The sequence below is a fragment of the Ruegeria spongiae genome (genome assembly GCF_023502395.1).
Lineage (GTDB): Bacteria > Pseudomonadota > Alphaproteobacteria > Rhodobacterales > Rhodobacteraceae > Ruegeria_C > Ruegeria_C spongiae.
The window spans coordinates 62,312-88,149 of the sequence record NZ_JAMFMB010000016.1 but is presented as its reverse complement, the minus strand read 5'-3'; the positions used below and the strand labels follow the sequence as shown (position 1 = coordinate 88,149).

The 25,838-nt window shown below is 62.5% G+C and carries 32 protein-coding genes; 13 read left to right on the top strand and 19 right to left on the bottom strand.

The genetic code is table 11. The annotated features are described in order from the left end of the window. Positions 1-36: 36 nt before the first annotated feature. From M3P21_RS13645 to M3P21_RS13620, 6 genes are all read left to right on the top strand, one after another. Positions 37-609, top strand: coding sequence for a LabA-like NYN domain-containing protein (locus M3P21_RS13645; RefSeq protein WP_249710646.1), 573 nt, complete (start codon positions 37-39; stop codon positions 607-609). A gap of 200 nt (positions 610-809) precedes the next feature. After that, the gene (gene ispH / locus M3P21_RS13640) at positions 810-1,760 is read left to right on the top strand and encodes a 4-hydroxy-3-methylbut-2-enyl diphosphate reductase (RefSeq protein WP_249710645.1); all 951 of its coding nucleotides are present in this window, start codon (positions 810-812) and stop codon (positions 1,758-1,760) included. Next, positions 1,757-2,209, top strand: coding sequence for a DUF3429 domain-containing protein (locus M3P21_RS13635; RefSeq protein ID WP_249710644.1), 453 nt, complete (start codon positions 1,757-1,759; stop codon positions 2,207-2,209). Before ispH ends, M3P21_RS13635 begins: the two co-directional genes overlap by 4 nt. Then, positions 2,206-2,790, top strand: coding sequence for a class I SAM-dependent DNA methyltransferase (locus M3P21_RS13630; RefSeq protein WP_249710642.1), 585 nt, complete (start codon positions 2,206-2,208; stop codon positions 2,788-2,790). Before M3P21_RS13635 ends, M3P21_RS13630 begins: the two co-directional genes overlap by 4 nt. Further along, positions 2,783-3,250 (top strand): ribonuclease HI, encoded by a 468-nt coding sequence (gene rnhA / locus M3P21_RS13625; RefSeq protein ID WP_249710641.1) that lies wholly within the window; start codon positions 2,783-2,785, stop codon positions 3,248-3,250. The genes M3P21_RS13630 and rnhA overlap by 8 nt, the downstream gene beginning before the upstream one ends. Beyond that, a complete protein-coding gene (locus tag M3P21_RS13620; RefSeq protein WP_249710640.1) occupies positions 3,247-3,870 on the top strand; it encodes a trimeric intracellular cation channel family protein in 624 nt (207 codons plus the stop codon). Before rnhA ends, M3P21_RS13620 begins: the two co-directional genes overlap by 4 nt. Before the next feature lie 3 nt (positions 3,871-3,873). Here M3P21_RS13620 and M3P21_RS13615 read toward each other — a convergent pair whose 3' ends face one another. The 5 genes from M3P21_RS13615 to def (M3P21_RS13595) are packed head-to-tail and all read right to left on the bottom strand — an operon-like array spanning position 3,874 to position 6,285. After that, positions 3,874-4,113, bottom strand: a complete 240-nt coding sequence (locus M3P21_RS13615; RefSeq protein WP_249710639.1) for a GlsB/YeaQ/YmgE family stress response membrane protein — start codon at positions 4,111-4,113, stop codon at positions 3,874-3,876. 1 nt (position 4,114) lies between these two features. Further along, on the bottom strand, positions 4,115-4,351 hold the full coding sequence (locus M3P21_RS13610) for a hypothetical protein (RefSeq protein WP_249710638.1): 237 nt from the start codon (positions 4,349-4,351) through the stop codon (positions 4,115-4,117). A gap of 13 nt (positions 4,352-4,364) precedes the next feature. Further along, positions 4,365-5,270, bottom strand: a complete 906-nt coding sequence (gene fmt, locus M3P21_RS13605; protein WP_249710637.1) for a methionyl-tRNA formyltransferase — start codon at positions 5,268-5,270, stop codon at positions 4,365-4,367. After that, the gene (gene def, locus M3P21_RS13600; RefSeq protein WP_249710636.1) at positions 5,270-5,770 is read right to left on the bottom strand and encodes a peptide deformylase; all 501 of its coding nucleotides are present in this window, start codon (positions 5,768-5,770) and stop codon (positions 5,270-5,272) included. Before def (M3P21_RS13600) ends, fmt begins: the two co-directional genes overlap by 1 nt. Beyond that, positions 5,767-6,285 (bottom strand): peptide deformylase, encoded by a 519-nt coding sequence (gene def, locus M3P21_RS13595; RefSeq protein WP_249710635.1) that lies wholly within the window; start codon positions 6,283-6,285, stop codon positions 5,767-5,769. Before def (M3P21_RS13595) ends, def (M3P21_RS13600) begins: the two co-directional genes overlap by 4 nt. A gap of 95 nt (positions 6,286-6,380) precedes the next feature. Between def (M3P21_RS13595) and M3P21_RS13590 the strand changes: the two genes are divergently transcribed. Both M3P21_RS13590 and M3P21_RS13585 read left to right on the top strand, forming a co-directional pair. Then, entirely contained in the window at positions 6,381-7,553 is a 1,173-nt protein-coding gene (locus M3P21_RS13590; protein WP_249710633.1) for a MalY/PatB family protein, read from the top strand. After that, complete coding sequence (locus tag M3P21_RS13585) at positions 7,554-8,087, top strand: L,D-transpeptidase family protein (protein ID WP_249710632.1); 534 nt, start codon at positions 7,554-7,556, stop codon at positions 8,085-8,087. On the opposite strand, the gene M3P21_RS13580 is transcribed toward M3P21_RS13585, so the two are convergent. Next, positions 8,084-8,434 carry a hypothetical protein gene (locus M3P21_RS13580; RefSeq protein ID WP_249710631.1) on the bottom strand — a complete coding sequence of 117 codons (351 nt, stop codon included), beginning with the start codon at positions 8,432-8,434 and terminating at the stop codon, positions 8,084-8,086. The two genes, M3P21_RS13585 and M3P21_RS13580, sit on opposite strands and share 4 nt — an antisense overlap. 208 nt (positions 8,435-8,642) lie before the next feature. Between M3P21_RS13580 and M3P21_RS13575 the strand changes: the two genes are divergently transcribed. Further along, the gene (locus M3P21_RS13575; RefSeq protein ID WP_249710630.1) at positions 8,643-9,632 is read left to right on the top strand and encodes a glutathione S-transferase family protein; all 990 of its coding nucleotides are present in this window, start codon (positions 8,643-8,645) and stop codon (positions 9,630-9,632) included. Here M3P21_RS13575 and M3P21_RS13570 read toward each other — a convergent pair. Further along, positions 9,614-9,976: a response regulator transcription factor gene (locus tag M3P21_RS13570; protein ID WP_249710629.1), complete on the bottom strand. Its 363-nt coding sequence runs from the start codon at positions 9,974-9,976 to the stop codon at positions 9,614-9,616. The genes M3P21_RS13575 and M3P21_RS13570 overlap by 19 nt on opposite strands. A gap of 194 nt (positions 9,977-10,170) precedes the next feature. Here M3P21_RS13570 and M3P21_RS13565 point away from each other — a divergent pair, with 194 nt between their 5' ends. From M3P21_RS13565 to M3P21_RS13555, 3 genes are read left to right on the top strand one after another with little or no spacing between them, the layout of a single operon-like run. Beyond that, positions 10,171-11,133 carry a threonine-phosphate decarboxylase gene (locus tag M3P21_RS13565; protein ID WP_373320013.1) on the top strand — a complete coding sequence of 321 codons (963 nt, stop codon included), beginning with the start codon at positions 10,171-10,173 and terminating at the stop codon, positions 11,131-11,133. After that, a complete protein-coding gene (gene cbiB, locus M3P21_RS13560) occupies positions 11,130-12,050 on the top strand; it encodes an adenosylcobinamide-phosphate synthase CbiB (RefSeq protein ID WP_249710626.1) in 921 nt (306 codons plus the stop codon). The genes M3P21_RS13565 and cbiB overlap by 4 nt, the downstream gene beginning before the upstream one ends. Positions 12,051-12,062: 12 nt before the next feature. Further along, positions 12,063-13,232, top strand: a complete 1,170-nt coding sequence (locus M3P21_RS13555) for a lytic murein transglycosylase (protein ID WP_249710624.1) — start codon at positions 12,063-12,065, stop codon at positions 13,230-13,232. On the opposite strand, the gene M3P21_RS13550 is transcribed toward M3P21_RS13555, so the two are convergent. The 5 genes from M3P21_RS13550 to M3P21_RS13530 form a co-directional block, all read right to left on the bottom strand. Further along, positions 13,227-13,586: a hypothetical protein gene (locus M3P21_RS13550; protein ID WP_249710623.1), complete on the bottom strand. Its 360-nt coding sequence runs from the start codon at positions 13,584-13,586 to the stop codon at positions 13,227-13,229. The two genes, M3P21_RS13555 and M3P21_RS13550, sit on opposite strands and share 6 nt — an antisense overlap. A 55-nt stretch (positions 13,587-13,641) precedes the next feature. Next, a complete protein-coding gene (locus M3P21_RS13545; RefSeq protein ID WP_249710622.1) occupies positions 13,642-13,845 on the bottom strand; it encodes a hypothetical protein in 204 nt (67 codons plus the stop codon). A gap of 220 nt (positions 13,846-14,065) precedes the next feature. Then, positions 14,066-17,521 carry a chromosome segregation SMC family protein gene (locus M3P21_RS13540; RefSeq protein ID WP_249710621.1) on the bottom strand — a complete coding sequence of 1,152 codons (3,456 nt, stop codon included), beginning with the start codon at positions 17,519-17,521 and terminating at the stop codon, positions 14,066-14,068. A gap of 122 nt (positions 17,522-17,643) precedes the next feature. Beyond that, positions 17,644-17,991: a hypothetical protein gene (locus M3P21_RS13535; protein ID WP_249710620.1), complete on the bottom strand. Its 348-nt coding sequence runs from the start codon at positions 17,989-17,991 to the stop codon at positions 17,644-17,646. A gap of 47 nt (positions 17,992-18,038) precedes the next feature. After that, positions 18,039-19,247 (bottom strand): aminotransferase-like domain-containing protein, encoded by a 1,209-nt coding sequence (locus tag M3P21_RS13530; RefSeq protein WP_249710619.1) that lies wholly within the window; start codon positions 19,245-19,247, stop codon positions 18,039-18,041. Positions 19,248-19,405: 158 nt separating this feature from the next. Here M3P21_RS13530 and M3P21_RS13525 point away from each other — a divergent pair, with 158 nt between their 5' ends. Beyond that, positions 19,406-20,176 carry an FCD domain-containing protein gene (locus M3P21_RS13525; RefSeq protein ID WP_249710618.1) on the top strand — a complete coding sequence of 257 codons (771 nt, stop codon included), beginning with the start codon at positions 19,406-19,408 and terminating at the stop codon, positions 20,174-20,176. A 145-nt stretch (positions 20,177-20,321) separates the two neighbouring features. On the opposite strand, the gene M3P21_RS13520 is transcribed toward M3P21_RS13525, so the two are convergent. The 7 genes from M3P21_RS13520 to M3P21_RS13490 all read right to left on the bottom strand — a co-directional run bounded on the left by M3P21_RS13520 (position 20,322) and on the right by M3P21_RS13490 (position 25,828). Further along, positions 20,322-21,185: a glycosyltransferase family 2 protein gene (locus M3P21_RS13520; RefSeq protein WP_249710617.1), complete on the bottom strand. Its 864-nt coding sequence runs from the start codon at positions 21,183-21,185 to the stop codon at positions 20,322-20,324. A gap of 138 nt (positions 21,186-21,323) precedes the next feature. Continuing rightward, positions 21,324-22,445, bottom strand: a complete 1,122-nt coding sequence (locus M3P21_RS13515) for a glycosyltransferase (RefSeq protein WP_373320012.1) — start codon at positions 22,443-22,445, stop codon at positions 21,324-21,326. A gap of 125 nt (positions 22,446-22,570) precedes the next feature. Next, positions 22,571-23,506 (bottom strand): glycosyltransferase family protein, encoded by a 936-nt coding sequence (locus M3P21_RS13510; RefSeq protein WP_249710616.1) that lies wholly within the window; start codon positions 23,504-23,506, stop codon positions 22,571-22,573. Between the two features lie 128 nt (positions 23,507-23,634). Then, a complete protein-coding gene (locus tag M3P21_RS13505; RefSeq protein WP_249710614.1) occupies positions 23,635-24,195 on the bottom strand; it encodes a F0F1 ATP synthase subunit B in 561 nt (186 codons plus the stop codon). A gap of 5 nt (positions 24,196-24,200) precedes the next feature. Continuing rightward, complete coding sequence (locus M3P21_RS13500; RefSeq protein ID WP_249710613.1) at positions 24,201-24,758, bottom strand: F0F1 ATP synthase subunit B'; 558 nt, start codon at positions 24,756-24,758, stop codon at positions 24,201-24,203. A 90-nt stretch (positions 24,759-24,848) separates the two neighbouring features. After that, positions 24,849-25,073 carry a F0F1 ATP synthase subunit C gene (locus M3P21_RS13495; RefSeq protein ID WP_249710612.1) on the bottom strand — a complete coding sequence of 75 codons (225 nt, stop codon included), beginning with the start codon at positions 25,071-25,073 and terminating at the stop codon, positions 24,849-24,851. 47 nt (positions 25,074-25,120) lie between these two features. Beyond that, entirely contained in the window at positions 25,121-25,828 is a 708-nt protein-coding gene (locus M3P21_RS13490; protein ID WP_283780976.1) for a F0F1 ATP synthase subunit A, read from the bottom strand. Positions 25,829-25,838: the final 10 nt, after the last annotated feature.

Sequence of the window (25,838 nt, the reverse complement as noted above, 5' to 3'; positions counted from 1 at the left end):
TATTTGGCGCGATGATACACACCGGAAGGAACAATTATGTTTTACAAGGACGAACGGCTGGCGCTGTTCATCGATGGGTCCAATTTGTATGCGGCGGCCAAAGCCTTGGGCTTTGACATCGACTACAAATTGCTGCGCCAGGAATTCATGCGGCGGGGCAAGCTATTGCGTGCGTTTTATTACACCGCGCTGCTTGAGAATGACGAATACTCACCGATACGGCCGTTGGTCGACTGGCTGCACTATAACGGCTTCACCATGGTGACCAAGCCAGCCAAGGAATACACCGACAGCATGGGGCGTCGGAAGGTCAAGGGCAACATGGATATCGAACTGACCGTCGATGCCATGGAACTGGCACCGCGTGTCGATCATATCGTGCTGTTTTCGGGCGATGGGGATTTCCGCCCACTGGTGGCCAGCCTGCAACGTCAGGGCGTGCGCGTCTCGGTGGTCTCGACCATCCGCAGCCAGCCGCCGATGATCTCGGACGAGCTGCGCCGCCAGGCCGACAACTTCATCGAGCTCGAAGAGCTGAAGGACGTCATCGGCCGCCCTCCGCGCGAGATGCCCGCGGAAAGCCGGAACGTGGTCGCGGCCACAAGCTGACCCGACGGGTCACCCAGAATGCAAAGTAAAGGCGCGGCCGGACCACCCCGGACCGCGCTTTCACTATTGTTAGGTGCTGGAAATACCGCCCAGATACCAGTTGGTCATGTCAGATTCGTGACAAACCCGCCGCAATGCGCGCGAAGCGCTGGACCAACCCCACCGAAAGCCTTACCTCTCCCCGGCAAGGAGATGCCGCGATGACACACCCACCCCTGACCCTCTATCTGGCCGCGCCGCGCGGGTTTTGCGCCGGTGTCGACCGGGCCATCAAGATCGTCGAGATGGCGATCGAGAAATGGGGCGCGCCGGTCTATGTACGCCACGAGATCGTGCACAACAAATTCGTGGTGGACGGCCTGAAAGCCAAAGGCGCGGTGTTCGTCGAAGAACTGGAAGACTGCCCCGATGACCGCCCGGTGATCTTCTCGGCCCATGGCGTGCCCAAGGCGGTGCCAGCCGAGGCCGAACGGCGCGAACTGATCTATGTGGATGCGACCTGCCCGCTTGTCTCGAAAGTGCATATCGAGGCGCAGCGCCACGCCGATAGCGGATTGCAGATGATCATGATCGGCCACAAGGGCCACCCCGAAACCATCGGCACGATGGGGCAATTGCCCGAAGGCGACGTGCTGCTGGTCGAAACGGTCGAGGACGTGTCGCAAGTCGCGGTCCGCGATCCCGGCAGGCTGGCCTATGTGACCCAGACGACGCTGTCGGTGGATGACACGCGCGACATTGTTGCCGCCCTGCAGGCGCGTTTCCCGCTGATCGTGGGACCGCACAAGGAAGACATCTGCTACGCCACCACCAACCGTCAGGAAGCCGTCAAAGAGGTCGCCCCGAAAGTAGACGCGCTGCTGGTTGTGGGGGCACCGAACTCGTCCAATTCGCGGCGTCTGGTCGAAGTCGCCGCCAAAGCGGGCTGTGCCTATGCCCAACTGGTGCAGCGCGCCGACCATATCGACTGGCGCGCGCTGGAGGGGATCACCTCGGTCGGGATCACCGCGGGCGCCTCGGCCCCGGAACTGCTGGTCAATGAGGTGATCGACGCCTTCCGTGCCCGCTATGACGTGACGGTCGAGATGGTCGAAACCGCCGTCGAGAATGTGGAATTCAAAGTGCCCCGCGTTCTGCGCGTCCCGGCATGAACCGCATTCCGACCGCGCCTCTGCTACTGGGCCTTGCCGGTCTGATCCCTTTTGTCTGGGGTGCTGCCACATATCTGAATGGCGGGCTGCAGGCCTGGGGCGCATCGCATCTGGGGCCGCGTTTCGTCGGGCCTTATGTGCAGCTGTTCTATGGCTCGGTAATCCTCAGCTTCATGTCCGGCGTGTTGTGGGGCTTTGCCACCAAGACATCGGGCAGCCGCGCGGCAACCGGCTATGCTCTGTCGGTCCTGCCCGCGCTCTGGGCGTTTTTCATGACCGGTGGCGGGCCGGTCAGTGCCGGAATGAACCTGATCTTCGGCTTTGCCGGGCTGCTGATCCTTGATGCCGCCTTTTCAGCTTGGGGTCTGACACCGCAATGGTGGATGCGACTGCGTATGCTGCTGACGGTGATCGTGATTGCCTGCCTGTCTGTAGGAGTGTTCCTGTGAGCGATGACACATTGCGTATCTATGATGAAAAAGCCGGCGAATACGCTGATCTGACCAGTGATTCCAGCGACCCCTTGCTGGACGATTTCATCGCACGCCTGCCGCAAGGGGCTTCTGTGCTTGATCTGGGCTGCGGACCCGGTGACGCGGCGGCGGCCATGGCCAAAGCGGGCCATATGGTCGATGCGCTGGACGGCTCGACCGAGATGGTGGCGCTTGCCAATTCCCATCCCGGCGTTACCGCGAAACTCGCCACGTTCGAGCAATTGCAGGGCAGCGACTTCTATGACGGGGTCTGGGCCAATTTCAGCCTGCTGCATGCGACCCGCGATGCTTTTTCCGCCCATCTGGCCGCGATCAACAAGGCACTGAAACCGGGCGGGCTGTTCCATATCGGGATGAAGCTGGGCACAGGCGCCGGTCTCGACAGGTTGGGCCGCTATTATACCTACTACACACAAGACGAGCTTGAGGACCGCATGATCGAAGCCGGATTCACCTTGATCGACCAGCATTTCGGGACCTCTGCCGGGTTGGATGGGCAAATGGCCGACTGGATCGTGGTGCGTGCCCATGGCTGAGCTGTTTGCCTATACCGATGGCGCCTGTTCCGGCAATCCCGGCCCCGGCGGCTGGGGCGTATTGATGCAGGCGATGCAGGGCGACGCCGTGGTCAAGGAGCGCGAACTGAAAGGCGGCGAGGCCCTGACCACCAACAACCGGATGGAGTTGCTGGCCGCAATATCGGCGCTTGAGACGCTGGAACGCGCCTCGAGAATCACCGTCGTGACCGACAGCGCTTATGTGAAAAACGGAGTCACCAGCTGGATCCACGGCTGGAAGCGCAATGGATGGAAGACCGCCAGCAAGAAACCGGTCAAGAATGTCGAGCTCTGGCAAAGGCTGGACGAGGCGCAGCGCCATCATGACGTGACCTGGGAATGGGTCAAAGGCCATGCAGGCCACCCCGAGAACGAGCGCGCGGACGAGTTGGCGCGCGCCGGGATGAAGCCGTTCAAACCCGGAAAAGCCAGCGCATGACGCTGCTGTCGCTACTGGACTATGGCTCGGTGCTGATCTTTGCGCTGACCGGCGCGCTGGTGGCGAGCCGGGCGCAGCTTGATCTGGTGGGCTTTGCCTTCATGGCCAGTCTGACGGCGGTGGGCGGTGGCACGGTGCGCGACGTGCTGCTTGACCGCCACCCGGTCTTCTGGGTCGCGAACCCCACCTATATCCTGATCGCTACAAGCGCGGCGGTGCTGGTCTTCTTCACCGCACATCTGGTCGAAAGCAGATATAACTGGCTGGTCTGGCTGGACAGTTTCGCACTCTCCATCGCCGTGGCCGCCGGTGCGGGCGTTGCGCTGGAACTGGGACAGCCGCCGATGATTGTCGTGCTGATGGGCATGATCACCGGATGCCTTGGCGGGTTGATGCGCGACGTGGTGAATGATGAATTGCCGCTGGTGCTGAAACAGGTCCAGCTCTACGTCTCTTGCGCCTTTGCCGGGGCCTCTGTTGCGGTTCTGGCGAGTTTTCAGGACCTGCCCGAGATCGTGGTTCTGGCCGCCTGTGCCGCCACCTGCTGGGGGCTGCGCGCCGGATCGCTGCTGTTCGGATGGCAATTGCCGGTCTACAAATCGCGCCCGCCGCGCAACTAGAGTTCAGCGCCGGTTGCGCCAGGCCTGCCAGAGCCAGATCACCAGCAGCGCGCCCAGCACCGCGCCGACAAACCCGGCCAGAGCACCCATGACCGTGGTCAGAAAACGCAGGACAAACCCGCCGATCAGCGCGCCCACGATGCCGATGAACATTGTGGTCGCGATATCGGCCTCGATCCGCATCAAACGCGTGGCCAGAAACCCCGCCGCCGCGCCCACCACGATCAGCACCACCACCGCCACCTCATTTCCTCCAATGGGTGGGCACGATAATCAATGCGCCGATTGAGGACAGGATCGCGTTCATCCCCGGTGAGCCAAAGCCGAACCCGAACATGATGCGCACGAAATAGAACAGGAACGCCCCGCCCACGCAGATGATGATCGATTGCAGATAGCCGTTATGGGTGAAACCGGTCTTTTCAGACAGGTACCCCACGATTCCGGCAATCACGACGGTTCCGAACAGAACCAAGAACATCGGCGTACCCTCCTCAGAGCATTGTTCCCGCCGGGACCGGCCAGCCGCGCAGAAACGTTTCGCCATCCTGCGCGCCCTTGCCCGCCCGTTGCAAGCGCGTAAGGGCTACCGCACCCTCGCCGCACGCCACCGTCAAAGCGTCGTCCAGAACCTCGCCCGGAGCGCCCTGCCCGTCGGCCAGATCCGATCCGAGCAGTTTCACACGGTCACCGCCAATCTCGGTCCAGGCGCCCGGAAACGGGGCCAGCCCGCGAATCTGGCGGTCGATCTCGGCGGCGGGGCGGGTCCAGTCGACCTTGGCCTCACCCTTGTCGATCTTGCTGGCATAGGTGACGCCCGCATCGGGCTGCGGTTCGGGTGTCAGCTGGTCGAGCCGCTCCAGCGCCTTAACGATCAAGCCCGCACCCAAATCAGACAGCCGATCATGCAGCGCGCCGGTGGTCTCGGACGCGCCAATCCCGGTGGTCTGACGCAGCAGAACCGGGCCGGTATCCAACCCCGCTTCCATCTGCATGATGCAGATCCCGGTCTGCGCATCGCCTGCCATGATGGCGCGGTGAATGGGGGCCGCGCCGCGCCAGCGCGGCAGCAGGCTGGCATGGATGTTGAGGCATCCGCGCGCGGGTGCGTCCAGAATGGCTTGCGGCAGGATCAGGCCATAGGCCACCACCACCGCCACATCGGCGTTGAGGGCGGCAAATGCGGCCTGCTCTTCGGCGGATTTGAGCGAGATCGGATGGCGTACCTCAAGCCCCAGCGCCTCGGCGCGGGCGTGGACGGGCGTCGGGCGGTCTTTCTTGCCGCGCCCGGCGGGCCGGGGCGGCTGGCAGTAGATGGCAGCGATCTCATGCCCGGCCTCGACCAGCGCCTCCAGCACCGGCACCGAGAAATCCGGCGTTCCCATGAAGATGATCCGCATCAGCCCTGCCCCAGCTTCCGCGCCTTGCGCAGCAACATGTCGCGTTTGACCTTGCTGAGATGGTCGAAATACATCCGCCCGTTCAGATGGTCGATCTGATGCTGCACCGAGGTCGCCTCAATCCCGAAAAAGTCGCGCCGGTCGATCACCCCCTGATCATTCAGGAACCGCACCGTCACCGCGCGCGGGCGTTTGATCTTGGCCGAGACACCGGTCAGGTTCGGACTGGCCTCTTCATGTTCGCGCAACTCGATCGAACTGTGGAGGATTTCGGGATTGGCCAGTCGTACCGCCCGGCCCCGCTCGGTCGAGCCATCGACCACCACCAGCCGCAGCATCACCCCGATCTGCGGCGCAGCAAGGCCGACGCCGGGCATCGCCTCCATCGTGTCGATCATGTCTTCCCAGATCGCGCGGATTTCGTCAGTGATCTCGCTCACCTCATCGGCCCGGCTGCGCAGACGCTTGTCGGGCCAGGGCAAACAGGGTCGGACACTCATGCCCGTGCCCGCTCGCGTTTCAGTTTCTGCATCTTGCGGGTGATCATCTGGCGTTTCAGCGGCTTGAGATAGTCGATGAACAGCTTGCCGTTCAGATGGTCGATCTCATGCTGCACACAGGTCGCCCAGAGCCCGTCGAAGGTCTCGCTCTGCGGGTTGCCGTCACGGTCGATCCATTCCACGTCGACCACCTTGGGGCGCGTCACCTCGGCGAATTGTTCGGGGATCGACAGGCAGCCCTCTTCGTAGATGTTGGTATCCTCGGACGCGGCCAGCACCTGCGGGTTGAACATCACCAGCGGGCGCGGTGTCTCGCCCTCTTCCTTGATGCAGTCCAGAACGATCAGCCGCTCAAGAACCCCGATCTGCGGCGCGGCCAGACCGATGCCCGGCGCGTCATACATCGTCTCCAGCATGTCATCGGCCAGTTTGCGCAGCGCATCGGACAGGTCGGAAACCGGCGTGCAGACCTTTTTCAGGCGGGGATCGGGGTGGATCAGGATATTGCGTAACATGGGGTTGATTTAGGCGATTGCCCGCGCCGCCGCAACGCCTCTTGAACGCGGGCCGATTGTCGTTAGCTTGCCTGTGACACTCAAGGGACGACCTCATGGATTTCAACACACTCAACGACCGCCGCGGCACGTTCAGCACCAAATGGGACAAGATGGAGCGGGGGTTCGGCGTTTCGCCCGAGGACGGGCTGGCGATGTGGACCGCCGATTCCGATTTCCCCACTGCGCCTTGCGTGATCGATGTGGTCCGCGAAGCGGCCGAGCATGGCGTATTTGGCTATTCCTGGGTCTACCCGGACTACCTGCAATCGGTGCAATGGTGGATGAAGACCCGCCACAACTGGGACATCGACACCGATTGGGTGCTGACCACCCAAGGCCTGGGCAACGGCATCGCGCTGGCGCTGGATGTCTGGACCAAGCCGGGCGACGGCGTGGTGATCTTCTCGCCCGTTTATCACGAGTTTGCGCATAAGATTAACAAAGCGGGTCGGCGCGTGGTCGAATGTCCGCTGACGCGCGATGGCGACACCTACAATCTGGACCTCGACGATGCGCAGAGCCGTCTGACCGGGGACGAATCCATGCTGATCTTCTGTTCGCCGCAGAACCCCTCGGGCCGGGTCTGGACGACGGAAGAACTGCGCGAGCTGGCCGCATTTGCCGCCCGCAACGATCTGATCCTGGTGTCGGACGAGATCCACCACGATCTGGTCTATACAGGCCACAGCTTTGTGCCGATGGACATCGCCGCGCCCGAGCATCGCAACCGGATGGTCTATCTGACGGCGGCCTCCAAGACCTTCAACATCGCCGGTCAACGTACCGGCAACATGATCATTCCCGATCCGGAGCTGAGGGCGGCGATGAACCATCGGCTGGCCACGCTGGATTATTCTCCCAGCGCCTTGGGCATACACATGATCACTGCCGCCTATTCGCCCGAGGGCGCGGAATGGGTCGATGCGCAAATCGCGCATCTGGACGCTAACCGCCGGACCTTTGATGCTGCCGTCAATGCGATCCCCGGTGTGCGGTCGCTGCCGCTGCAATCCACCTATCTGGCCTGGGTCGATTTCTCGGGTACCGGGATGCCGCCTGCGGACGTGGCTGCGCGCATTCGCGACGAGGCGAAAATCGCCGTCTCGCCCGGCCCCGGTTTCGGCACCGGCGGCGAGACCTTCCAGCGCTTCAATCTGGCCACCCAGCACGCCCGTGTCGAAGAGGCTGGCCGCAGGATGCAGCACGCCTTCCGCGACCTGCAATAGATGCTGCGCCGGGCCTTGTTGCGCGGCGCGCTCCTGCTTCTTGCGGTTGGCGGGCTGTTCGTTCTCTGGGATCGCTACGGCCCGCCTGCACCCACGCCGGACATGGTCCCATCGGTCGAACGGGTTGGCCATATCCTCATCGAAAAATCCGCACGCCGTCTGAGTGCAACGGCGGATGGCGTTGTGGTCTTTCAGGCCGAGATCGCATTGGGGTTCGAACCCGGTGGCGACAAACAGATCGAAGGCGATGGCAAAACGCCCGAAGGCCACTTCACCATCAACCGCCGCAATCCGCAAAGCGCGTTTCACCTCTCGCTTGGGCTGGACTATCCCCGCCCCGAGGATATCGCCCGCGCCAAGGCGCAAGGCGTCGATCCCGGTGGTGATATCTTCATCCATGGTCAGCCCAACGGGCTGTCCGTCCTGACCCTGCCCGGTGACTGGACCGCAGGGTGCATCGCCGTTTCCAATGCCGAGATGGACACGCTCTGGCGCGTGGTTCCCATTGGGACGCCGGTGGAAATCAGACCCTAATCTTTGCCGAGCAGTGCAATCGGCGCATCCGGCGCGCGGTAGAAATCCAGCGGAGCGCTGTCGCTTGCTGCCGTGCTGCGCTTGAACTCATAGCGCATTTCACCACCCTCTTCTTCCGACGCCACGATAAGGCATTGGTAGAGATGGTTCGCCCCGTCATACAGATCGACCAAACCGCGCAGCATCGGCGTGGCGGCGGCCTCGACCGAAAACCCGGTGCGCCACAGGCCCAGTATCGGAAAATACTCCGATCCTGCCTCCACCCGCAGGCGGCTGGCCTTTTTCATCCCTGCAATCCGCGCAGCCTCAAGCCCGTCGCGAATCTCTTTCGACATATAAGTGCTCATGTGACCCCCCTCACTCCAGCCCGATTCATCCTGCCGCTGGATATGGATATATCAAGCTGAGATTTTATGACGGCCGCGTTAAATCGGGTTCACGTTGCGTCAAATCCTCATCGCCTGTGCATGGGTGCAGGGGGGCTGCGCGCCGATGGCATTGGGCAAGACCGCGCTTCGGGACTAGGTTTGGGACAACACAGGAATGGAGAGCGAGATGGGTCTTTTGATCGACGGCGTGTGGCACGACCAGTGGTATGACACCAAGGCAACAGGCGGCGCGTTCAAGCGCAGCGAGGCAAAGTTCCGCAACTGGATCACACCCGATGGCAGCCCCGGCCCCTCGGGCGAGGCCGGTTTTCCGGCCCAATCCGGTCGCTACCACCTCTATGTCAGCATGGCCTGCCCCTGGGCGCACAGGACCCTGATATTCAGGCAACTCAAAGGGTTGGCCGATCACATTTCGGTCTCGGTGGTGCATCCCGACATGCTGGGTCAGGGCTGGACCTTTGAGACGGATGCGCACGGCGCGACAGGCGACACGCTTTATGGGCTGACCCACGCGCATCAGGTCTATACCAGGGCTGACCCCAGCTTTAGCGGACGCGTCACCGTGCCGATCCTCTGGGACAAGGAGCGCGAGACCATCGTCTCGAACGAAAGCTCCGAGATCATCCGTATGTTCAATTCAGCATTCGACGGGCTAACCGGAAACACGCTTGATTTCTGGCCCGAGGAAATGCGTGACGCAATCGAAGAGGTGAATGCCCGCATCTACGACAGCATCAACAATGGCGTCTATAAGTCCGGATTTGCCACGACACAGGCAGCCTACGATGCAGCGATCGGCCCGCTCTTCGACAGTCTCGACTGGCTTGAGGACCACCTTTCGCGCAACCGCTACCTGATGGGCGATCACCTGACCGAGGCTGACTGGCGGCTCTTCACCACGCTGATCCGCTTCGATCCGGTCTATCACCTGCATTTCAAATGCAACCGCAACCGGCTGGTGGATTACCCCAATCTCTGGGCTTATACGCGCGAGCTGTATCAATGGACGGGCGTGGCGCAGACGGTGAACATGGATCATATCGTGCGCCACTATCACTACAGCCATGACAGCATCAATCCGCACCGGATCATTCCGACCAATCCGGTTCTGGATTATGACGCACCGCATGGGCGCAATCAGCGGCCCGCCGCGTAATGCTCGACCATGGCCGCCAGATCCTCTGGCGGCATCTCGCTTTGCAGGAAAGCGCAGGCGTTCGGGCTGTGCGCAAAGACCGAACCGTCGGAAAAGAACGTGGTGTTGGTCACAAAGATCACCCGCGCCTCGGGACGGCGGTAACTGGCGAAATCGGCAACCGCCAGGGCGCTGCCCTCTTCCAGCACAAGATCCAGAACGATGATGTCAAACACATCACGGTAGAGCGCCAAAATCGCCGACTCTTGTGACGGCACCAGCGTGACCTCAGCGCCCTGCCGCCGCAGGTGGCGCTGCCAGAGCAAACCCAGACCCGGGTTGCTTTCAACAATCAAAACCTTCATCTCAAACTACGGGTGCCGGCGCTAGGGCAGTTCTGGTGGCACCACTCCCCTCCTTTGGTCATGTGGTCATTTGCTTAACAAACTCTTAACGGGTCTCTGAGTGAGGCTTGGAACGCCCTTCGCGCTTGTGTCACAGGCGGATTTCCGCTTGAAACGGTGGGGAATGCTGTCTCATCTCCGGCTTGATTGCACAAATGGATCAAATGTCACCAACCCACTCCAGAGCACCCCGGGACCACGGCGGCGGGATTGATGCAGCCATCGCGGCCCATGGCGGAACCCGCGCGGGCTGGCTGGACCTGTCGACCGGTATCAACCCCGAACCCTACCCCCTGCCCGCATTTTCGCCCGAGGATTGGACAGCCCTTCCCGACCATGCCGCCTTTGCTGAACTTGAGGCCGCCGCGCGTCAATTCTGGCAGATACCGGGCGATGCCCGCCTGCTGCCCGCTCCCGGAGCCTCGGCCCTGATCGCGCGGCTGCCCGCGCTGGCCCCGGCGGGCCGGGTTCAGATCACGACGCCCACCTATAACGAGCACGCTGCGGCCTTTGCCGCGCAAGGCTGGCAGGTCACAGGGTCGGGCCCGTCCGAGGCCCGCGTGCTCGTGCACCCCAACAACCCCGACGGGCGGGTCTGGACGGAAGGGGACGCATCCACACCTTTGAGCGTCATTGACGAAAGCTTCTGCGACGTGATGCCGTCGCGCAGCCTCGTGCATCTGGCGGATCAGCCCGGCACCATCATCCTGAAAAGCTTTGGCAAGTTCTGGGGGCTTGCCGGTCTGCGCCTCGGCTTTGCCATCGCGGAACCCGAGATCATTGACCGCCTTGCCGATCTGGCCGGTCCCTGGGCTGTTTCGGGTCCAGCGTTGCGAACGGGCGCGCAAGCCTTGCGCGACACCGACTGGGCCACACAGACGCGGGCGCGACTGACCCGCGACGCCGCGCGGCTGGACCGGCTGCTGACCCGCGCCGGCGCTGAACTGGAGGGCGGCACATCGCTGTTCCGTCTTTACCGGGTCAACGACGCCGCCACCTGGCAGCAGCGATTGGCCAAAGCGCATATCTGGAGCCGCATCTTTCCCTATTCGCCGCATTACCTGCGCCTTGGCCTGCCCCCCGCATCGGGGTGGGAGCGGTTGGAGGCGGCGCTATGAACACCGCTGCCCTGCTGGCCTGCGCGATGCTGCTGGACGCCGCTTTGGGCGAGCCGGGCTGGCTCTGGTCGCGGCTGCGGCATCCGGCGGTGCTGCTGGGCGATGGCGTCCGGTTTCTGGACCAGCGCCTGAACAGCGGTGCACACAAACGGCTCAAGGGCGTGGCGGCCACCACGGTGCTTGCACTTGGGGCCTGGCTGATTGGCTGGGGCCTGTCGGCGCTGGGGCCTGTTGTTGAAATCCTGTGCTGCGCGGTGTTGCTGGCCCAGAAATCACTGGTCCAGCACGTAAGCGATGTGGCAAAGGCCTTGCGCCTGTCTCTGCCCGAGGCCCGCAGCACCGTCGCGCGCATCGTCTCGCGCGACACCGGCGAGATGGACGGGCCACAGGTTGCCCGCGCCGCCATCGAGAGCGCCTCGGAAAACCTGTCGGATGGGGTGATCGCGCCTGCTTTCTGGTTCCTGCTGGGCGGGCTTCCCGGCCTGCTGCTATACAAAGCGGTCAACACTGCCGACAGCATGATCGGCTATCGCAACGAGAAATATGAACAGTTCGGCTGGGCTGCCGCCCGGCTGGACGATCTGCTCAACCAGGTGCCCGCGCGGCTGACCGGCCTGATGATCGCGCTGCTGGCGAACCGGCAATCGCAGTGGCGCGATATCGTGAAGGACGCGCGGCGGCATGTCTCGCCCAACGCGGGCTGGCCCGAGGCGGCAATGGCGCGCGCGCTGGGTGTCGCGCTGGCCGGTCCGCGCAGCTATCACGGCCAGATTCGGCATCTGGCCTGGGTGAACGAGAGCGCCCGCAAACAGATCGGCGCGCAAGAGATCGCGCGCGCGGTGGAAATTCTCTGGCAGGTCTGGGCATTGGCGCTTGGTCTTGTCATGTTTGGAATCGTAATCTCGCTGCTGAGGTAAGAGGAGACAAGAATGATCAGAGCGACTGTCCTGGGCCTTGCCCTGCTGGGGGCCTCTCCGGCGCTGGCGCAATGCGGCGGCGATTTCGGTACCTTCGTGGACACGCTGAAAAGCGAAGCCACCACCGCCGGTCTTGACCCCGAGACGGTTGATGCGTTCTTCAAGACAGTGCGGCAGGACCCCAAGGTTCTGCGGGCTGATCGTGCGCAGGGTGTGTTTCAGAAACCCTTCATCAATTTCTCCAACCGCCTGATCTCGCAGAACCGCGTCGACCGGGGCGCGGCGATGGAAGAAAAATACAGCGATGTCTTTGACCGGATCGAGGCGGAATATGGCGTGAACCGGGGGGTTCTGCTGGCCTTCTGGGCGTTCGAGACCGATTACGGCGGCTATCAGGGTGATTTCAACACCCGCAACGCGCTGGTGACGCTGGCCCATGACTGCCGCCGCCCGGAACTGTTCCGCCCGCAAATCTTTGCCGCGATGGAATTGCATGCGCGCGGCGATTTCGACCCTGACCGCACCAAAGGTGCCTGGGCGGGCGAGATTGGCATGGTGCAGATGCTGCCGCGCGACATTCTGGTCAACGGCGTGGATGCCGATGACAGCGGCAAGGTCGAACTTGCAAGCTCGGCCCCCGATGCGCTGGTGTCCGGCGCCAAGATGCTGGAACATATGGGGTGGCGCGCGAATGAGCCCTGGCTGCAGGAAGTGGTGGTGCCCGACACGCTGGACTGGTTGCTGACCGGTGCCTCGAAACCGCGCAGCGTCGCGGAATGGCAGGCCATGGGTGTGGCCGCGCGCGAGGGCGATCTGGCCGCAGGTGACATGCAGGCGACGATCATCCTGCCGCAGGGGCACAAGGGGCCGGCCTTTATCGCCTATCCGAATTTCAACGTTTATTTCGAATGGAACCAGAGCTTTGTCTATGTTCTGACCGCCGCCTATTTCGCCACCCAGCTTGAGGGCGCGCCGGTCTATCAGTCGGGCACGCCAGAGACCGGGCTCAATGGCGCGCAGATGAAACAACTACAGGCCAAACTACAAGAGCGCGGCTATGATGTGGGCGAGGTGGACGGCATTCTGGGCGCGCGCACGCGAGCGGCGGTGCAGACCGAACAGCAGCGGCTGGGGCTGCCCGCCGATGCCTGGCCAACACCCGCGCTACTACGCCAGCTATGACCCCTCTTCGGGTCGGACCGGAAAACGCTCGCCTTTTTCGTCGATCAGGATCAGCCGTCCGCCCCAATGCACGAACAGGTCGCAGCGATTGAACCCGTGGTCGAAAGCGGTGCAAATGCTGCCATCTTCGGCAATTCGGTAGGTACCAAAGGCGGTGCCTCCACCGGCATAGGTATAGGAATAGGCACCTTCGGCGGAATATCTGGATTGCCCGTTGTCGTAGAAGGTCAGCGTGCGACCCTCGAACGCCTCAAGCTCGGCTTTGGATAACGGCTCTTCGCCCGGCCTCAGACTCCAGTCCGCCGCCCACACGGGCAGACCCAGAACCAGCAAGGGAACGACAAGGCGTATCATCCCGGCATCATGACCTGCCCGGCGCCGCAAAGGGAGTCACGTTGCGGTGAGCCCGCTATCGGCTGAGCCCCAGTTGAATCCGCATCGGCAACCGTCCGTTGCTGCGCCGGTTGAACAGGATCAGCCGATCCTCGGTCAGTGCCAGATCGCAGCGGCTGAAAGTCTTGCGAAAGCTCAGGCACAAATCGCCCTCGCGGCGCAGCTTGAATACGCCCATCGAAAGGCCGCCCTTAAGCCTGTCATAAAACGTATTTGGCACCCTGGCCGCCCTGCGACGGCGGGTTGCGGGCCGCAACACTTTTGGCTTTCGGTCAGAAAACATCCTGAAATGAGTGCCATAGCCGGACCAACCCACTTTGCCCAAATTCACCTCATCGGCACGAATCGCCCCGGCGGAAACCACAAGAACAAACACAATAAAAAATCGGAGCATATGGGCATATTAGCAGAAATCCGCCGAAAATGCGAATCCGGGGCGATCAGGCCACCATCGCCTCGGCCTTCTTGAGGTCAACCGAAACCAGTTGGCTGACGCCCTGTTCCTGCATGGTGACGCCGAACAGCCGGTCCATCCGCGCCATCGTCACCGCATGGTGGGTGATGATCAGGAAGCGGGTTTCTGTCTGCCGGCACATCTCGTCCAGCAGGTCGCAGAAACGGGTTACGTTGGCATCGTCCAGCGGTGCATCAACCTCGTCGAGCACGCAGATCGGCGCCGGGTTGGCCAGGAAAACCGCAAAGATCAGCGCCATGGCGGTCAATGTCTGTTCACCACCCGACAGCAGGCTGAGCGTCGACAGTTTCTTGCCCGGCGGCTGGCACATGATCTCAAGCCCGGCATCCAGCGGGTCGTCGCTTTCGACCATGACCAGATTGGCCTCGCCACCGCCAAAAAGGTGCTTGAACAACATCGAGAAATTGGAATTCACCTGCTCGAACGCGGTGAGCAGCCGTTCGCGGCCTTCACGGTTGAGGCTGGCGATGCCGCTGCGCAGGGTCTTCACCGCCTCTTCCAGATCTGCCTTTTCGGAGTGCAGGGTGTCATGTTCTTCCTGCACCTCGCGGGCGTCTTCTTCGGCGCGCAGGTTGACCGCGCCCATGGCGTCGCGCTGGCGCTTGTGGCGGTTGACCTCGGCCTCGAGCGTGTCGGCATCGGGCATGCGGTCGGGATCGGCATCCAACTGGTTGAGCAACTGGTTCGGGGTCAGCTGCTGGTCCTCGGCGATACGCTCGGCGGCGGCGCTCACTGTCTCGCGCGCGGCCTCGGTACGGGCCTCCGCCGCAGCGCGCGCCTCGCGCGCCTCAGAGGCCAGTCGTTCGGCGTCGCGTTCGGCGATCATCGCCTCGCGCTGCGCGGTTTCGGCGCTGGCCAGCGCGTCACCGGCGGTGGCTTTGCGGGCCTCGGCAGTGCTGATCTGTTCGCTCAACTCCTCGCGGGCTTCTGCGATTTCAGCGGGGACCGCCATCGCCTCACTCAGCTCCTCTTCAGAGCCCACCTTGCGTTCGGCCAGTTCCGCAATCCGCTTTTCGGCGGTGTCCAGCCGGTGCCGCCAGCCGCTGATATCCTTGGTTACCTCTTGCGACCGCCGGGTCCGCGCCTCGCCTTCGCGCCGGGCTTCGTCATGGCTGGAGCGGTGGGTCAGCATGGTGATCCGCGCTGCTTCGACCGTGTGCTTGATATCCTCGACATGGCCGCGCGCCGTGTCGAGATCGCCCAGATCGATCAGCCCGGCCTCGGCCTCTTTCAGGCTGGCGCGGGCGGCCATCGCGTCTTCTTTGTGGCGGTTCACCGCAAGGCTCAGGGTTTCCAACCGGCCCTGCGACAGATTGCGTTCCGCCTCTGCCCGGCTCAGCGCGCGGGCGGCTTCGGCGACGCGTTGGTCAGCAGCCCGGCGGGCATCGCGGGCGCGGCGGTCGGCCTCGGTCACCTCACCCAGTTGCCGCGACAGCGCCTCGTGGGCGGCGCGGGCGCCATCCGCCTGCGCCTCGACCCGGCTGAGTTCCTGTTTCAGCGTCTCAAGCCGGTTGAGCTGCTCCAGCCGCAAGGCAGCCGCGCTTGGCGCATCCTCAGCCCAGGCGCGGAACCCGTCCCAACGCCAGAGGTCACCGCTACGGCTGACCAGCCGTTGTCCCGGTTTCAGCAAGGGCTGCAAGCGTGCTGCGTCTTCGCTGTCGACCAGCCCGATCTGCCCGATGCGCCGGGTCAGCCGGTCGGGGCCCGAGACATGCAGCGCCAGCGGTTCGGCCCCGTCCGGCAGGGGTTGATCCGCGTCGTAGCGCGCGATCTGAACCCAGCCCGAGGGGCCATCATCATCGGCCATCGGCGCGCGCAGGTCATCCGCCAGGGCTGCCCCCAGCGCCTTTTCATAGCCTGCGGCCACCCGCATCAGGTCCAAAACCTGCCCACCCTCGGCAGTGTCGCGTTCCACCAGCTTGGCCAAAGCGGCGGTTTCGGCCCGGATCGCCCCGGCCTCGCCTTCGGCTTCGGAGCGCTGCGCGCGGGCTTCGGCCTCGCGCGATTGCGTCTCGTTGCGCAGCTCATCAGCAGCGGCCAGCGCCTCTTCGGCGGCCTCGGCGGCTTCGCTCGCCTCTTCCTGTGCCTGTTGGGCGGTATCGAAATCCTCTTCGGCCTGCGCCACTGCGCGGTCGGCCTCTTCCATCGCGGCGCGCGCCTTGGTCTCTTCGCCTTCGGAGCGAGCCAAAGTCTTGCGGCCATCCTGGACCAGCCGCTGTGCGGATTGGTGGCGGGCGGCCAGGCGCGCCACATCCTCGGTCACCTGCGAGAGATGATCCTCGCGCTGCTGCAAGACCTGCGCCGCCTCGCTGGCGGCTTCCGCCGCTTCGGCAAGCCGCTCGTCATGCCCCTCGCCCGCCTTGGCAAGTTCGCGCGCCTCCCATTCAAGGCGCTCGATGGTTTCGCCCGCATCCTTGTTCAAACCCGCTTCGCGTTCGATGTCATGGCCTAGCTGGGTAACACGGGCAGTCAGGGTCTCGACCGTCTGGCGCGCGCGGGCCTCCTGATCGTCCAGCGCGCCGCGTTCCACGATCAGCCGTTGCAGCACTGCGGCCGCGATGGCTTCCTCCTCGCGCAGGGATGGCAGGGCCTCTTCGGTGGCGGCACGGGTCTTTTCCGCCTGCCGGGCCGCAGCCTCGGCCCGGGCCGCCTCGGTGGTGCGGTCACGCAGCACATCCTCGGCGGTCAGGCGGGCCACATCGGCCTCTTTCCAGCGCCGGTAGAGCAGCATGCCCTCGGCCTGCCGCAGCTGTTCACCGATCTCGCGATAGCGCGCCGCCTGCCGGGCCTGCCGGGCCAGTTGCGCCAGCTGCGCGGCCAGTTGTTCCAGCACATCGTCGACGCGGGTCAGGTTGGTCTCGGTGCCTTTCAGCTTCAGTTCGGCCTCATGCCGCCGCTGATACAGCCCCGAGATGCCCGCCGCCTCTTCGAGAATACGGCGCCGCGCCTTGGGTTTGGCGTTGATCAGCTCCGAGATCTGCCCCTGCCGGACCAACGCGGGCGAATGCGCCCCGGTCGAGGCATCGGCAAACAACATCTGGATATCGCGGGCGCGCACATCCTTGTTGTTGGCCTTATAGGCACTGCCCACATCGCGGGTGATCCGGCGCACGATTTCCAGATTGTCGCTATCGTTGAACCCCGCAGGCGCAAGCCGTTCGCCATTGTCGAGCAGCAGCGACACCTCGGCGAAGTTGCGGGCGGGCCGGGTCGCGGCCCCGGCAAAGATCACATCCTCCATCCCGCCGCCGCGCATTGCCTTGGGGCGGTTTTCGCCCATCACCCAGCGCAGCGCTTCAAGCAGGTTGGACTTGCCACACCCGTTGGGACCGACAACGCCGGTCAACCCGTCCGCGATCACCAGATCGGTCGGGTCCACAAAGCTCTTGAAGCCGGTCAATCTGAGTTTCGTGAAGCGCAATTGCGGGCTTTCGTGATTCCTGTCTCATCCGAGACTGCGCCCGCAAACACCGCAAGTCAACGGAGCAGACGCCCTATATGGGCGCGTTGGCGCAGTTATCCACAACATCTGGGCATCAGGGCCTATCTGCCCCTGCCTGACCCTTCGCCCGGCCCCGCGACGGCTGGCATGGCCCAGTCTTTCGGCCTGCGGTCGCAATCCAGCACGCCGGTCATCACTGCCTGATCGCCCAGAACCCCGACAACCTCGCACCCCGAAACCCGCGCCATTGCGGCGCCCGCACGCGGTCCGATTGGACCGAGGCGCGGGGCATATTGCGGGTTGCGGCGCACCGCTTCGGCCAGACTGCCACGCACGCGCACATCAAAGACGCTGCCACCAACATCGACCCGGGTAACCGGAGCGCCACGAAACTCGGGGCTGGCGGTGCTGCAGGCCGCGAGCGCGAAAGGCAATAGGGAACGCCACATGTTGGCAAGCTCGCATGATCGCGGTTAACAAAGGATGAGTCCCGCCATCAGATCTGTGTGTGCAGCAGCACGCCCAGACGGCGGATACCCTCGTCGGTCGCCGCCTCATCGGCGCAGGAAAACGCCAGCCGCAGGGTGTTGCCGCCGCTGCCATCGGCAAAGAAGGCCTGCCCCGGCACAAAGGCCAGTCTGGCGGTGTCGATCGCCTGCGCCAGCAGGGTGGCACCATCCAGATGCGGCGGCAGCGTGACCCAGATGAACATGCCGCCTTCGGGCCGTGTCCAGGTCACGCCCTCTGGCATATGTTCCGCCAGCGCCGCCAGCATACGGTCGCGCCGCCGCCCATAAATATCGCGCAGGCGGGCCACATGGCTGTAAAAGGCGCGCTCGGCCACGGCACAGACCACCATCTGGTTCAGTGTCGCAGTATGCAGGTCCGAGGCCTGCTTCAGCAGCACCAGCTTCGAGATAACCGGCCGCGCCGCGACGACCCATCCCAGCCGCAACCCCGGAGAGAGCGTTTTCGAGAAACTCCCGCAATAGATCGTGCGGCAGGCATCCAGGTCGCCCTTTTGCGCCAGTTCCAGCGCCAGGATTGGCGGCACCGGCACGCCATCATAGCGCAGCGCCTGATAGGCGGCATCCTCTAGGATCGGACAATCGAGCGCGTCGGCCAGCTTCAGCAGCCGCTCACGTCCGGCCCGGTCGACGGTTTCCCCGGTGGGATTGGCGAAATCGGCCGAGAGATAGGCGAACTTGACCTGCCCGCCCGCCGCCTGCGCCGCTGCCCGGTAATCCTCCGCCGCTCGGTTGCCATTCAGATTCAGCTGTTCGTAATGCGGCTCATAAGCGTTGAACGCCGCCAGCGCGCCCAGATAGGTGGGCCAGCCGACAAGGGCAGTGTCGCCCGGCGACAGGAACATCTTGCCCAGATAGTCGAGCGCCTGCTGCGAGCCCGAGGTGATCATCACCTGATCCGGCGCGCACGCGATGCCCAGCCCGGCCATGTGCCGTGCGATCCAACGGCGCAAGGGCAGGTACCCCTCGCTGACAGAATATTGCAGAGCCTGCGCGCAGTTTGCGTCGCTCAGCGCCTCGGCTGTTGCCTCGGCAAAGTCTGCGGCGGGAAACAGGGCGGGATCGGGGATGCCGCCCGCAAAAGAGATGATGCCGGGCTGATCCAGCAGTTTCAGCAATTCCCTGATCTCGGATGCTTTCATCCCGGCCATTCGGCTGGCCATCATATGCTCGACCATCGCTCCCTCGTCCTTTCCTCTGCAGTGGGGAATTTGAGCAGGGCTGAACATAAAGTCAACAATGCTGACCTATTGTTACAGGTTTTCGTGACCCACCACGCTTGCGATGACCTTCGGGATGTGGTCATGTCGATTGACCAATTTGAGCCGAGATGCCGATGCCGTTTCAAAAAGTTCACCCCGAAAAGCTCTCGACCTCTGTGGTGCGTCAAATCGAGCTGCTGATCCTGCGCGGCATCCTGCGGCCCGGAGAGCGCCTGCCTGCCGAGCGCGAATTGTCCGAGCGGCTGGGCGTTTCACGCCCGTCGCTGCGCGAAGCGGTGGCGGAGCTGCAGGAGATGGGCCTGCTGACCAGCAGGGCCGGATCGGGCATCTACGTGGCCGAGGTTCTGGGATCGGCCTTTTCCCCGGCGCTGACGCGGCTGTTCGCCACCCATGACGAGGCGGTCTTCGACTATCTCGCCTTCCGGCGCGATCTGGAGGGGCTGGCGGCGGAGCGCGCCGCGCGGCTGGGGTCGGACAGCGATCTGAAGGTGATCCAGACGGTGTTCGACAAGATGGAGACCGCGCAGGAGACATGCGACGCCGAGGCCGAGGCAAAGCTAGATGCGCAATTCCACATGGCGATTATCGAGGCCAGCCATAACGTTGTCATGCTGCACATGATGCGGTCGATGTTCGACCTGCTGCGCCAGGGTGTTTTTTACAACCGACAGATCATGTTCCGCCAGCGCACCACCCGCAGCGCGTTGCTGGATCAACACCGGGCGATCAACGCCGCCTTGCAGGCACGCGACCCCGGCACGGCCCGCGCTGCCGTCGAGGCGCATCTGAGCTATGTCGAACAATGCCTGTCCGATCAGAGAAAGGCCGACCGCAACGAGGCCATTGCCCGACAGAAGCTGGAGCATGAGGCCAGGCGGGGCTGAGCCAGGCCGGACATGTTACAAGCCTGTCAGCCGCCTTTTTTCGCGAATCCAGGTGTGAGGCCATCGCAGTCGCGATCTCATCGGTTTAGGTTTGCCAACTGGTTTCGCCCAAATACCCGGTCGGTGCAATTGGGACGAACCCCAATCAAACACCGTGCAAACGCCGCCTTAGCTTATGCCTCCACAACTGAGGTCGTTTCAACGATTTGGGATCGTGGCGACGCAAGTTGGGAAAAGTGAGATCCGCTTCCTTTCTGGACCGCAAGGATAAGGGGGCCTCCAGTATCTGCCGTGTCAGGTCATCAGTGCCAACATCTTGCTGCCGCTCCCGGTCGATCACCTGCAGCATCTCAGCGTGATAGGCATCCATCGCTTCCGAGCGCTGCCCCTTGCGAAACCGGAAGGCGCCGATCTGTTCATGCACGGGAACCAGACCGGCGTGACGTGAGAAGCGTAGCCAAAGCTCGCCGTCCACTGCCAGTCTCAGAGACTCGTCCAACCCGCCACCGGTGCGGTCCCAAAGCGCGCGCCGCCAATAAGTCGATTCCTGTTGAATCCATTGATAATCGCCGGCCAGAAAGCGGGCATGCGAAACCGGTCTGGGGCGATGGCTGTTCAGAACCTGACCGTTTTCATCAATGCTGGTCATTTTACCGGTCAGCCAAGGCAGATCCGGGTTGAGTGCAAACAGCGATCCGACAATTCCAAGCCCACCGGGCATCAGCACATCATCTGAGTTGATCCATCCCATGACGTCTCCGGTCGCCAGAGCGAACCCCTTGTTCACCGCATTGGCCTGCCCCGTATCAGGACCGGAAATAATGTGCGCAAACGCGTCGCGATAGCGTGCTACAATATCGAGCGATCCGTCCGTGCTGCCGCCATCTGAAAGGATAAGCTCGAGGTTTGGATAAGATTGATCCAGAACCGATTTGATCGTGTCCTCAATAAACCCGGCGCAATTCAAGTTCGGTATGACCAGGCTTATCTTGGGCAATGTCATTTCCATTCCTATCTCATCAGATTTTCCCGATCATCCCATCGAACGATGGCTGCCGACCGGCACAGGTCAAAGATACACCCGCGTCGCGATCAGTCCACGATTGGCAAAACCCAAGCGCGGGCAGCGACACGCCCGGCAATACGATCAGAGGGCTTGCCAGACCTGTTCATAAATTCTTCGATACTGTTCGGCAACAACCTGTGATCCGAACTTCGCCGCGACATGCGCACGAAGCTTCGTCGTCCGTTGCCGGGCGAAATCGGTGTTCCGGCTGTTCAGGATCTCGATGATACCGCGCGCCAGATCGGCTTCGTCAAAAGGGCGCGCCAGATGGCCGAGTTCGGGATCGGGGACAAGATCGGGCAATCCACCCACTTTGAACGCTGCGACCGGTACACCGCTGCACATGGCCTCCATCCCCGTATACCCCAGCACCTCCCGCCGTGACGGCAGGGCAAAAACATCCGCAGCCGAATAAATTCGGTTCAAAAGGCGATTGTCGCTTACCCGCCCCATGAAATGCACCGGGTAGGGAAATTCGGCATCGACCTTGTCGCTGCCAAACACAACCGCCTGCACTTCGGGAATCTCGGAATGGACCCGGTTCATAGCTGCGACAAGATGCGCAAACCCCTTGTTCGGGTCATCCGTTGCGCGCACCGCGCCAAACAGCACCAATGGCGCGTCCTGTGGCAAGGACAGCTCGGCACGGGCTTGAACCTTGTCGACGGGTTTCCAGAAATCGGTATCAATCGGATTCGGGATCACGGTGACAGGCCAGTCCCGCATCAAAGCGCTTTGCCGCACACAATCGGCCAGCCAATGGCTGGGGCAGACGATCTGGAATGGCCGCTTCCAATGTTCGGCCTTCTTTTGCCAGACCCAACGATTCAAATCAAACTCCCTATGCTCGACTGACGCATACCCGTCACGCCACCCGTGCAACTCGCTGATGTGCTCGGCCCCCGAAAACGGCCACATGTCATGCAACGTCCAGACCACCGGATGCTGCAATGCGCCGATCTCGGCGACCGAGAGCATGTCGTAATTGATCCAATGCAGATTGATGATCTGACGGGGTTGCAGGTTCAGTTTTTCCCCGAGGCCTGAGGTGACACAGCCCAGCGAGGACAGGCCGTTGAACTGCTTTGTCGCATAGGTCTTGCTCAGGTGCTTTGACCACTTTCGCTGCAGGTAGCGGCGCCAGGTTTTGTGCGGCGAGACCGTCGAGATCCTCTCTTCATCGGTTTTGTTGGAAACGGTCATCCGGGAATTCAGACCCAATGAAAGCAACGCGGAATGTAGCCGGTGCGCTGCAGTCGCCGCACCGCCGCCGACACTGCTGTGGCTGATGTGATTGACGCTAAACTCGTCCCTCATGGTGCCAGCGGTCACTTCTGCAGTCTCCTCTTTGCCTTCACAATCTTGCGCCACAATCTTATCAGTTTGTGAGGCTTGTAGCCGAAATGCACCCGGAGTTCCTGCAGCGCCACGGGGTTTTCCCGGACTTCATCCGGGAACTCCGGAGTCATGTCCTGATTGAGTACCCTATCGCGCACCATATCCATGGGCCCGCAATGCGTGCCCGATCCGTCCAAGCCAATGTTCTCGGCGTAAGATGGATAGGGCGACAGGCACAGGCCGCCGTTTCTGAAAATCGTCGCGTACCAGAACACCGCCCAGGTTCGGATTTCCCCGCGCACATTTCCCAGCACCTGGCTCCAGAAATTCTCGGCCCCGTCCAGGTTGAAGCGATGAATGTCGTCGGATGAGAATTCGGTGACCAGTTTTTTGGGATCGCGTTCGAAATGCTGCCACCTGTCCGCCCAGCTTGCCCAACCCCAGCAACTCATGAATCGCCAGAACACCGCGCCGGGCCGATCCCGGAGCGCCGGCAGATCCTCGTTATAGCCGGCGATGTGCCATACCCTTTTGTCGTTTTCGTAGCGGTCCAGCGCAATGTTCATGTAGGTCAGAAAAGCAGGCGACGTCACGATGTCATCTTCGACAACGATTGCCCTTCCCCTGGCCTGCATGGTCGCGGTGACACCCTCCTGGATCGATGTCGCCAGCCCTGCATTCGCGGCGCGTCTACGCACCGTGACGGCTGCAAAACCAGTTTGTTTTCCGATGATCTCGGCAACTTCGTCGACTAAGCTGGTCTCTTCCGGTGTCCGGGGACCATCAATATAGGCGATCAGCTCTGTGGTGGGTGCAAGCGGGGACGCCGCCAGAGCGTCGAGTGTACGTTTTGTATGCTGCGGGCGGTTGAATGCAAACAGGCAAATCGGAGCTGGATCAGAAAATACCGACATTGTCTCTTCCATTAGACCATTCCAAACCACTCGAAACGTTGATCCGCAGCGCCACTCCGGTTGCCTGCCTGCCTTATCATAAATGCCCGCCCGTATGTCTACGGGCGGGCATTATTTCCTGCGATACCTAAAAAACCGCGTTAGTGCAGCTTTGCACCAACATCCGCGATGGCGTTGTCGATCAGCTTGTTGGCCTCTGCAGCGGTCATCTGCTTGGCGATCACTTCGCTTGCGGCCGCAACCGCAACCGAGATCGCCTGATCGCGAACCTCTTTCACAGCCGAAGCCTGGGCCGATGCGATCTGGTCCTGCGCGGTCGCCAGACGGCGCGCGATGGAGCTTTCCAGATCTGCCTTGGCCTGTTCAGCCGCCAGCGAGGCATCTTCTTTGGCAGCGGCTACGATGGCATCCGCCTTGCCCTGAACCTCTTTGTGCTTGCGCTCGTACGAGGCCAGCAATGTCTGAGCCTCTTCGCGCAGGGCACGGGCCTCATCCAGTTCCGACTGGATGCCTTCGGCGCGGGTGTCCAGGGCACCGCCGATCAGGGACGGAACCTTGAAATAGAACAGCACGCCAATGAAGACGAGGAAGGCCAGCAACACGACAAAGTCGGTGTTGCCCAGCGAGACAAACGGCCCGCTTGCGGCGAATGCGGGGCTGGCAACGCCAGCGGTCAGGACAAGAGCGATGAGTTTGCGCATGGCGCTTATCCTTTCATCCGGGTCTGAACGGCACCGGAGACAGCCTTGGCATCTGCCTTGCCACCCAATGCGGTGACCAGTTCGCCCGCCGTATCGGTGGCGACGGCCTGAATGCTTTCAATCGCACCGGCGCGGATTTCGGCAATGGCCTTTTCCGACTCGGCGGCCTTGGCGGCAATCTCGGCGTCTGCCTTGGCGATTGCCTCGTCCAGACCGACCTGAATCTCGGCCCGGGCTTCAGCGGCGATGCGTTGTGCCTCGGCACGGGCATCGGCCAGCGCCTTGTTATACGCCTCTTCCGCCTCGACGGCCTTGGCCTTGAGATCTTCGGCGGCTGCCAGATCGTTGGTGATGGTCCCCTGACGCTCGGCCAGGATTGCTGCGATCCGCGGAAGCGCCACGCGCGACAGGATCATGTAGATCACGACAAGCGTGACCAGCAGCCAGAAAATCTGGTTGGGAAATGTTTCGAACGCCAGCTGCGGCATGCCCGGAGCGCTGTCAGCTGCGGCATGTGCCGCATCGCTCGCGCCGTGGCTTGCGTCTTGGGTCTGAGTTGCCATGTCGTACTCCGAGGAAACGTGAACTTACACCGGGCAGTATCGCGATTGTCGCGCCCTGCCCGGCCGTAAGGATATGTGTTTCGCGGGGTCTTAGACGGCGAACATCAGCAGCAGGGCGACCAGGAATGCAAAGATGCCCAGTGCTTCTGCAAACGCGATACCGATGAACAGGGTCGCGGTCTGGCTGGCGGCTGCCGAAGGGTTGCGCAGAGCGCCGGACAGGAAGCTGCCTGCCACGTTGCCCACACCGATAGCGGCTGCGCCGGAACCGATTGCTGCCAGGCCTGCGCCGATGTGCGAGAGTTCGCCTTCCATGAGAGTTCTCCTTACGATTTGGAAGTTTCGAGTTTGAGTATCGGACCTTAGTGCGACGGATGCAGCGCATCTTTCAGATACACACAGGTCAGAATGGTAAAGACATAGGCCTGGATGAAGGACACCAGCACCTCGAGGCCATACATCGCGGTGATTGCCAGAACGGAAACCGGCGAGATCACGGCGATGGCGGCAAAGCCCGCAAACACCTTGATCACCGCGTGGCCCGCCATCACGTTGCCTGCCAGACGAATGGAGTGGCTGACGGGGCGGACGAAGTAGGAAATCAGCTCGATGATCGCCAGAACCGGGCGCAGCGCCAGCGGTGCGCTGGCGACCCAGAACAGACCCAGAAACGCGGTTCCGTTAAGGACAAAGCCCAGAATGGTCACGGTGAAGAACACCATCAGCGCCAGCACGGCCGTCACGGCGAAATGCGAGGTGGGCGTGAAGGCGGTCGGCAACATGCCAAGGAAGTTCGCGCAGACGATGAACATGAACAGGGTCATGATATAGGGGAAGAATTTCACCCCTTCCTTGCCGCAGATATCCTCGACCATCTTGTAGATGAAGCCATAAGCCAGTTCCGCGACAGACTGACCGCGACCGGGCACGATGGCGCGTTTGGAAGTGCTCAGCACCAGAACTGCGATCACGGCGAGAATGGCAAAACCCAACCACAAGGTCATGTTGGTGGGGGTGTACCAGGCAACCGCACCATCGCCAAAAAGCGGCTTTACGATGAACTGATCCATCGGGTGGAAA

Excerpts from the sequence above, each read along its gene's own strand:
- M3P21_RS13490 (WP_283780976.1), bottom strand. The coding sequence starts at position 25,828 with ATGGATCAGTTCATCGTAAAGCCGCTTTTTGGCGATGGTGCGGTTGCC.
- M3P21_RS13555 (WP_249710624.1), top strand. The coding sequence starts at position 12,063 with ATGATCAGAGCGACTGTCCTGGGCCTTGCCCTGCTGGGGGCCTCTCCG.
- M3P21_RS13570 (WP_249710629.1), bottom strand. The coding sequence starts at position 9,976 with ATGAAGGTTTTGATTGTTGAAAGCAACCCGGGTCTGGGTTTGCTCTGG.
- def (WP_249710635.1), bottom strand. The coding sequence starts at position 6,285 with ATGTTACGCAATATCCTGATCCACCCCGATCCCCGCCTGAAAAAGGTC.
- M3P21_RS13565 (WP_373320013.1), top strand. The coding sequence starts at position 10,171 with ATGGATCAAATGTCACCAACCCACTCCAGAGCACCCCGGGACCACGGC.
- M3P21_RS13610 (WP_249710638.1), bottom strand. The coding sequence starts at position 4,351 with ATGTTCTTGGTTCTGTTCGGAACCGTCGTGATTGCCGGAATCGTGGGG.
- M3P21_RS13530 (WP_249710619.1), bottom strand. The coding sequence starts at position 19,247 with ATGGTCGAGCATATGATGGCCAGCCGAATGGCCGGGATGAAAGCATCC.
- M3P21_RS13575 (WP_249710630.1), top strand. The coding sequence starts at position 8,643 with ATGGGTCTTTTGATCGACGGCGTGTGGCACGACCAGTGGTATGACACC.
- M3P21_RS13585 (WP_249710632.1), top strand. The coding sequence starts at position 7,554 with ATGCTGCGCCGGGCCTTGTTGCGCGGCGCGCTCCTGCTTCTTGCGGTT.
- M3P21_RS13520 (WP_249710617.1), bottom strand. The coding sequence starts at position 21,185 with ATGGAAATGACATTGCCCAAGATAAGCCTGGTCATACCGAACTTGAAT.
- M3P21_RS13495 (WP_249710612.1), bottom strand. The coding sequence starts at position 25,073 with ATGGAAGGCGAACTCTCGCACATCGGCGCAGGCCTGGCAGCAATCGGT.
- M3P21_RS13580 (WP_249710631.1), bottom strand. The coding sequence starts at position 8,434 with ATGAGCACTTATATGTCGAAAGAGATTCGCGACGGGCTTGAGGCTGCG.
- rnhA (WP_249710641.1), top strand. The coding sequence starts at position 2,783 with ATGGCTGAGCTGTTTGCCTATACCGATGGCGCCTGTTCCGGCAATCCC.
- M3P21_RS13500 (WP_249710613.1), bottom strand. The coding sequence starts at position 24,758 with ATGGCAACTCAGACCCAAGACGCAAGCCACGGCGCGAGCGATGCGGCA.
- M3P21_RS13590 (WP_249710633.1), top strand. The coding sequence starts at position 6,381 with ATGGATTTCAACACACTCAACGACCGCCGCGGCACGTTCAGCACCAAA.
- M3P21_RS13635 (WP_249710644.1), top strand. The coding sequence starts at position 1,757 with ATGAACCGCATTCCGACCGCGCCTCTGCTACTGGGCCTTGCCGGTCTG.
- M3P21_RS13620 (WP_249710640.1), top strand. The coding sequence starts at position 3,247 with ATGACGCTGCTGTCGCTACTGGACTATGGCTCGGTGCTGATCTTTGCG.
- M3P21_RS13550 (WP_249710623.1), bottom strand. The coding sequence starts at position 13,586 with ATGATACGCCTTGTCGTTCCCTTGCTGGTTCTGGGTCTGCCCGTGTGG.
- M3P21_RS13645 (WP_249710646.1), top strand. The coding sequence starts at position 37 with ATGTTTTACAAGGACGAACGGCTGGCGCTGTTCATCGATGGGTCCAAT.
- ispH (WP_249710645.1), top strand. The coding sequence starts at position 810 with ATGACACACCCACCCCTGACCCTCTATCTGGCCGCGCCGCGCGGGTTT.
- M3P21_RS13515 (WP_373320012.1), bottom strand. The coding sequence starts at position 22,445 with ATGACCGTTTCCAACAAAACCGATGAAGAGAGGATCTCGACGGTCTCG.
- M3P21_RS13525 (WP_249710618.1), top strand. The coding sequence starts at position 19,406 with ATGCCGTTTCAAAAAGTTCACCCCGAAAAGCTCTCGACCTCTGTGGTG.
- M3P21_RS13535 (WP_249710620.1), bottom strand. The coding sequence starts at position 17,991 with ATGTGGCGTTCCCTATTGCCTTTCGCGCTCGCGGCCTGCAGCACCGCC.
- M3P21_RS13510 (WP_249710616.1), bottom strand. The coding sequence starts at position 23,506 with ATGGAAGAGACAATGTCGGTATTTTCTGATCCAGCTCCGATTTGCCTG.
- cbiB (WP_249710626.1), top strand. The coding sequence starts at position 11,130 with ATGAACACCGCTGCCCTGCTGGCCTGCGCGATGCTGCTGGACGCCGCT.
- M3P21_RS13505 (WP_249710614.1), bottom strand. The coding sequence starts at position 24,195 with ATGCGCAAACTCATCGCTCTTGTCCTGACCGCTGGCGTTGCCAGCCCC.
- def (WP_249710636.1), bottom strand. The coding sequence starts at position 5,770 with ATGAGTGTCCGACCCTGTTTGCCCTGGCCCGACAAGCGTCTGCGCAGC.
- fmt (WP_249710637.1), bottom strand. The coding sequence starts at position 5,270 with ATGCGGATCATCTTCATGGGAACGCCGGATTTCTCGGTGCCGGTGCTG.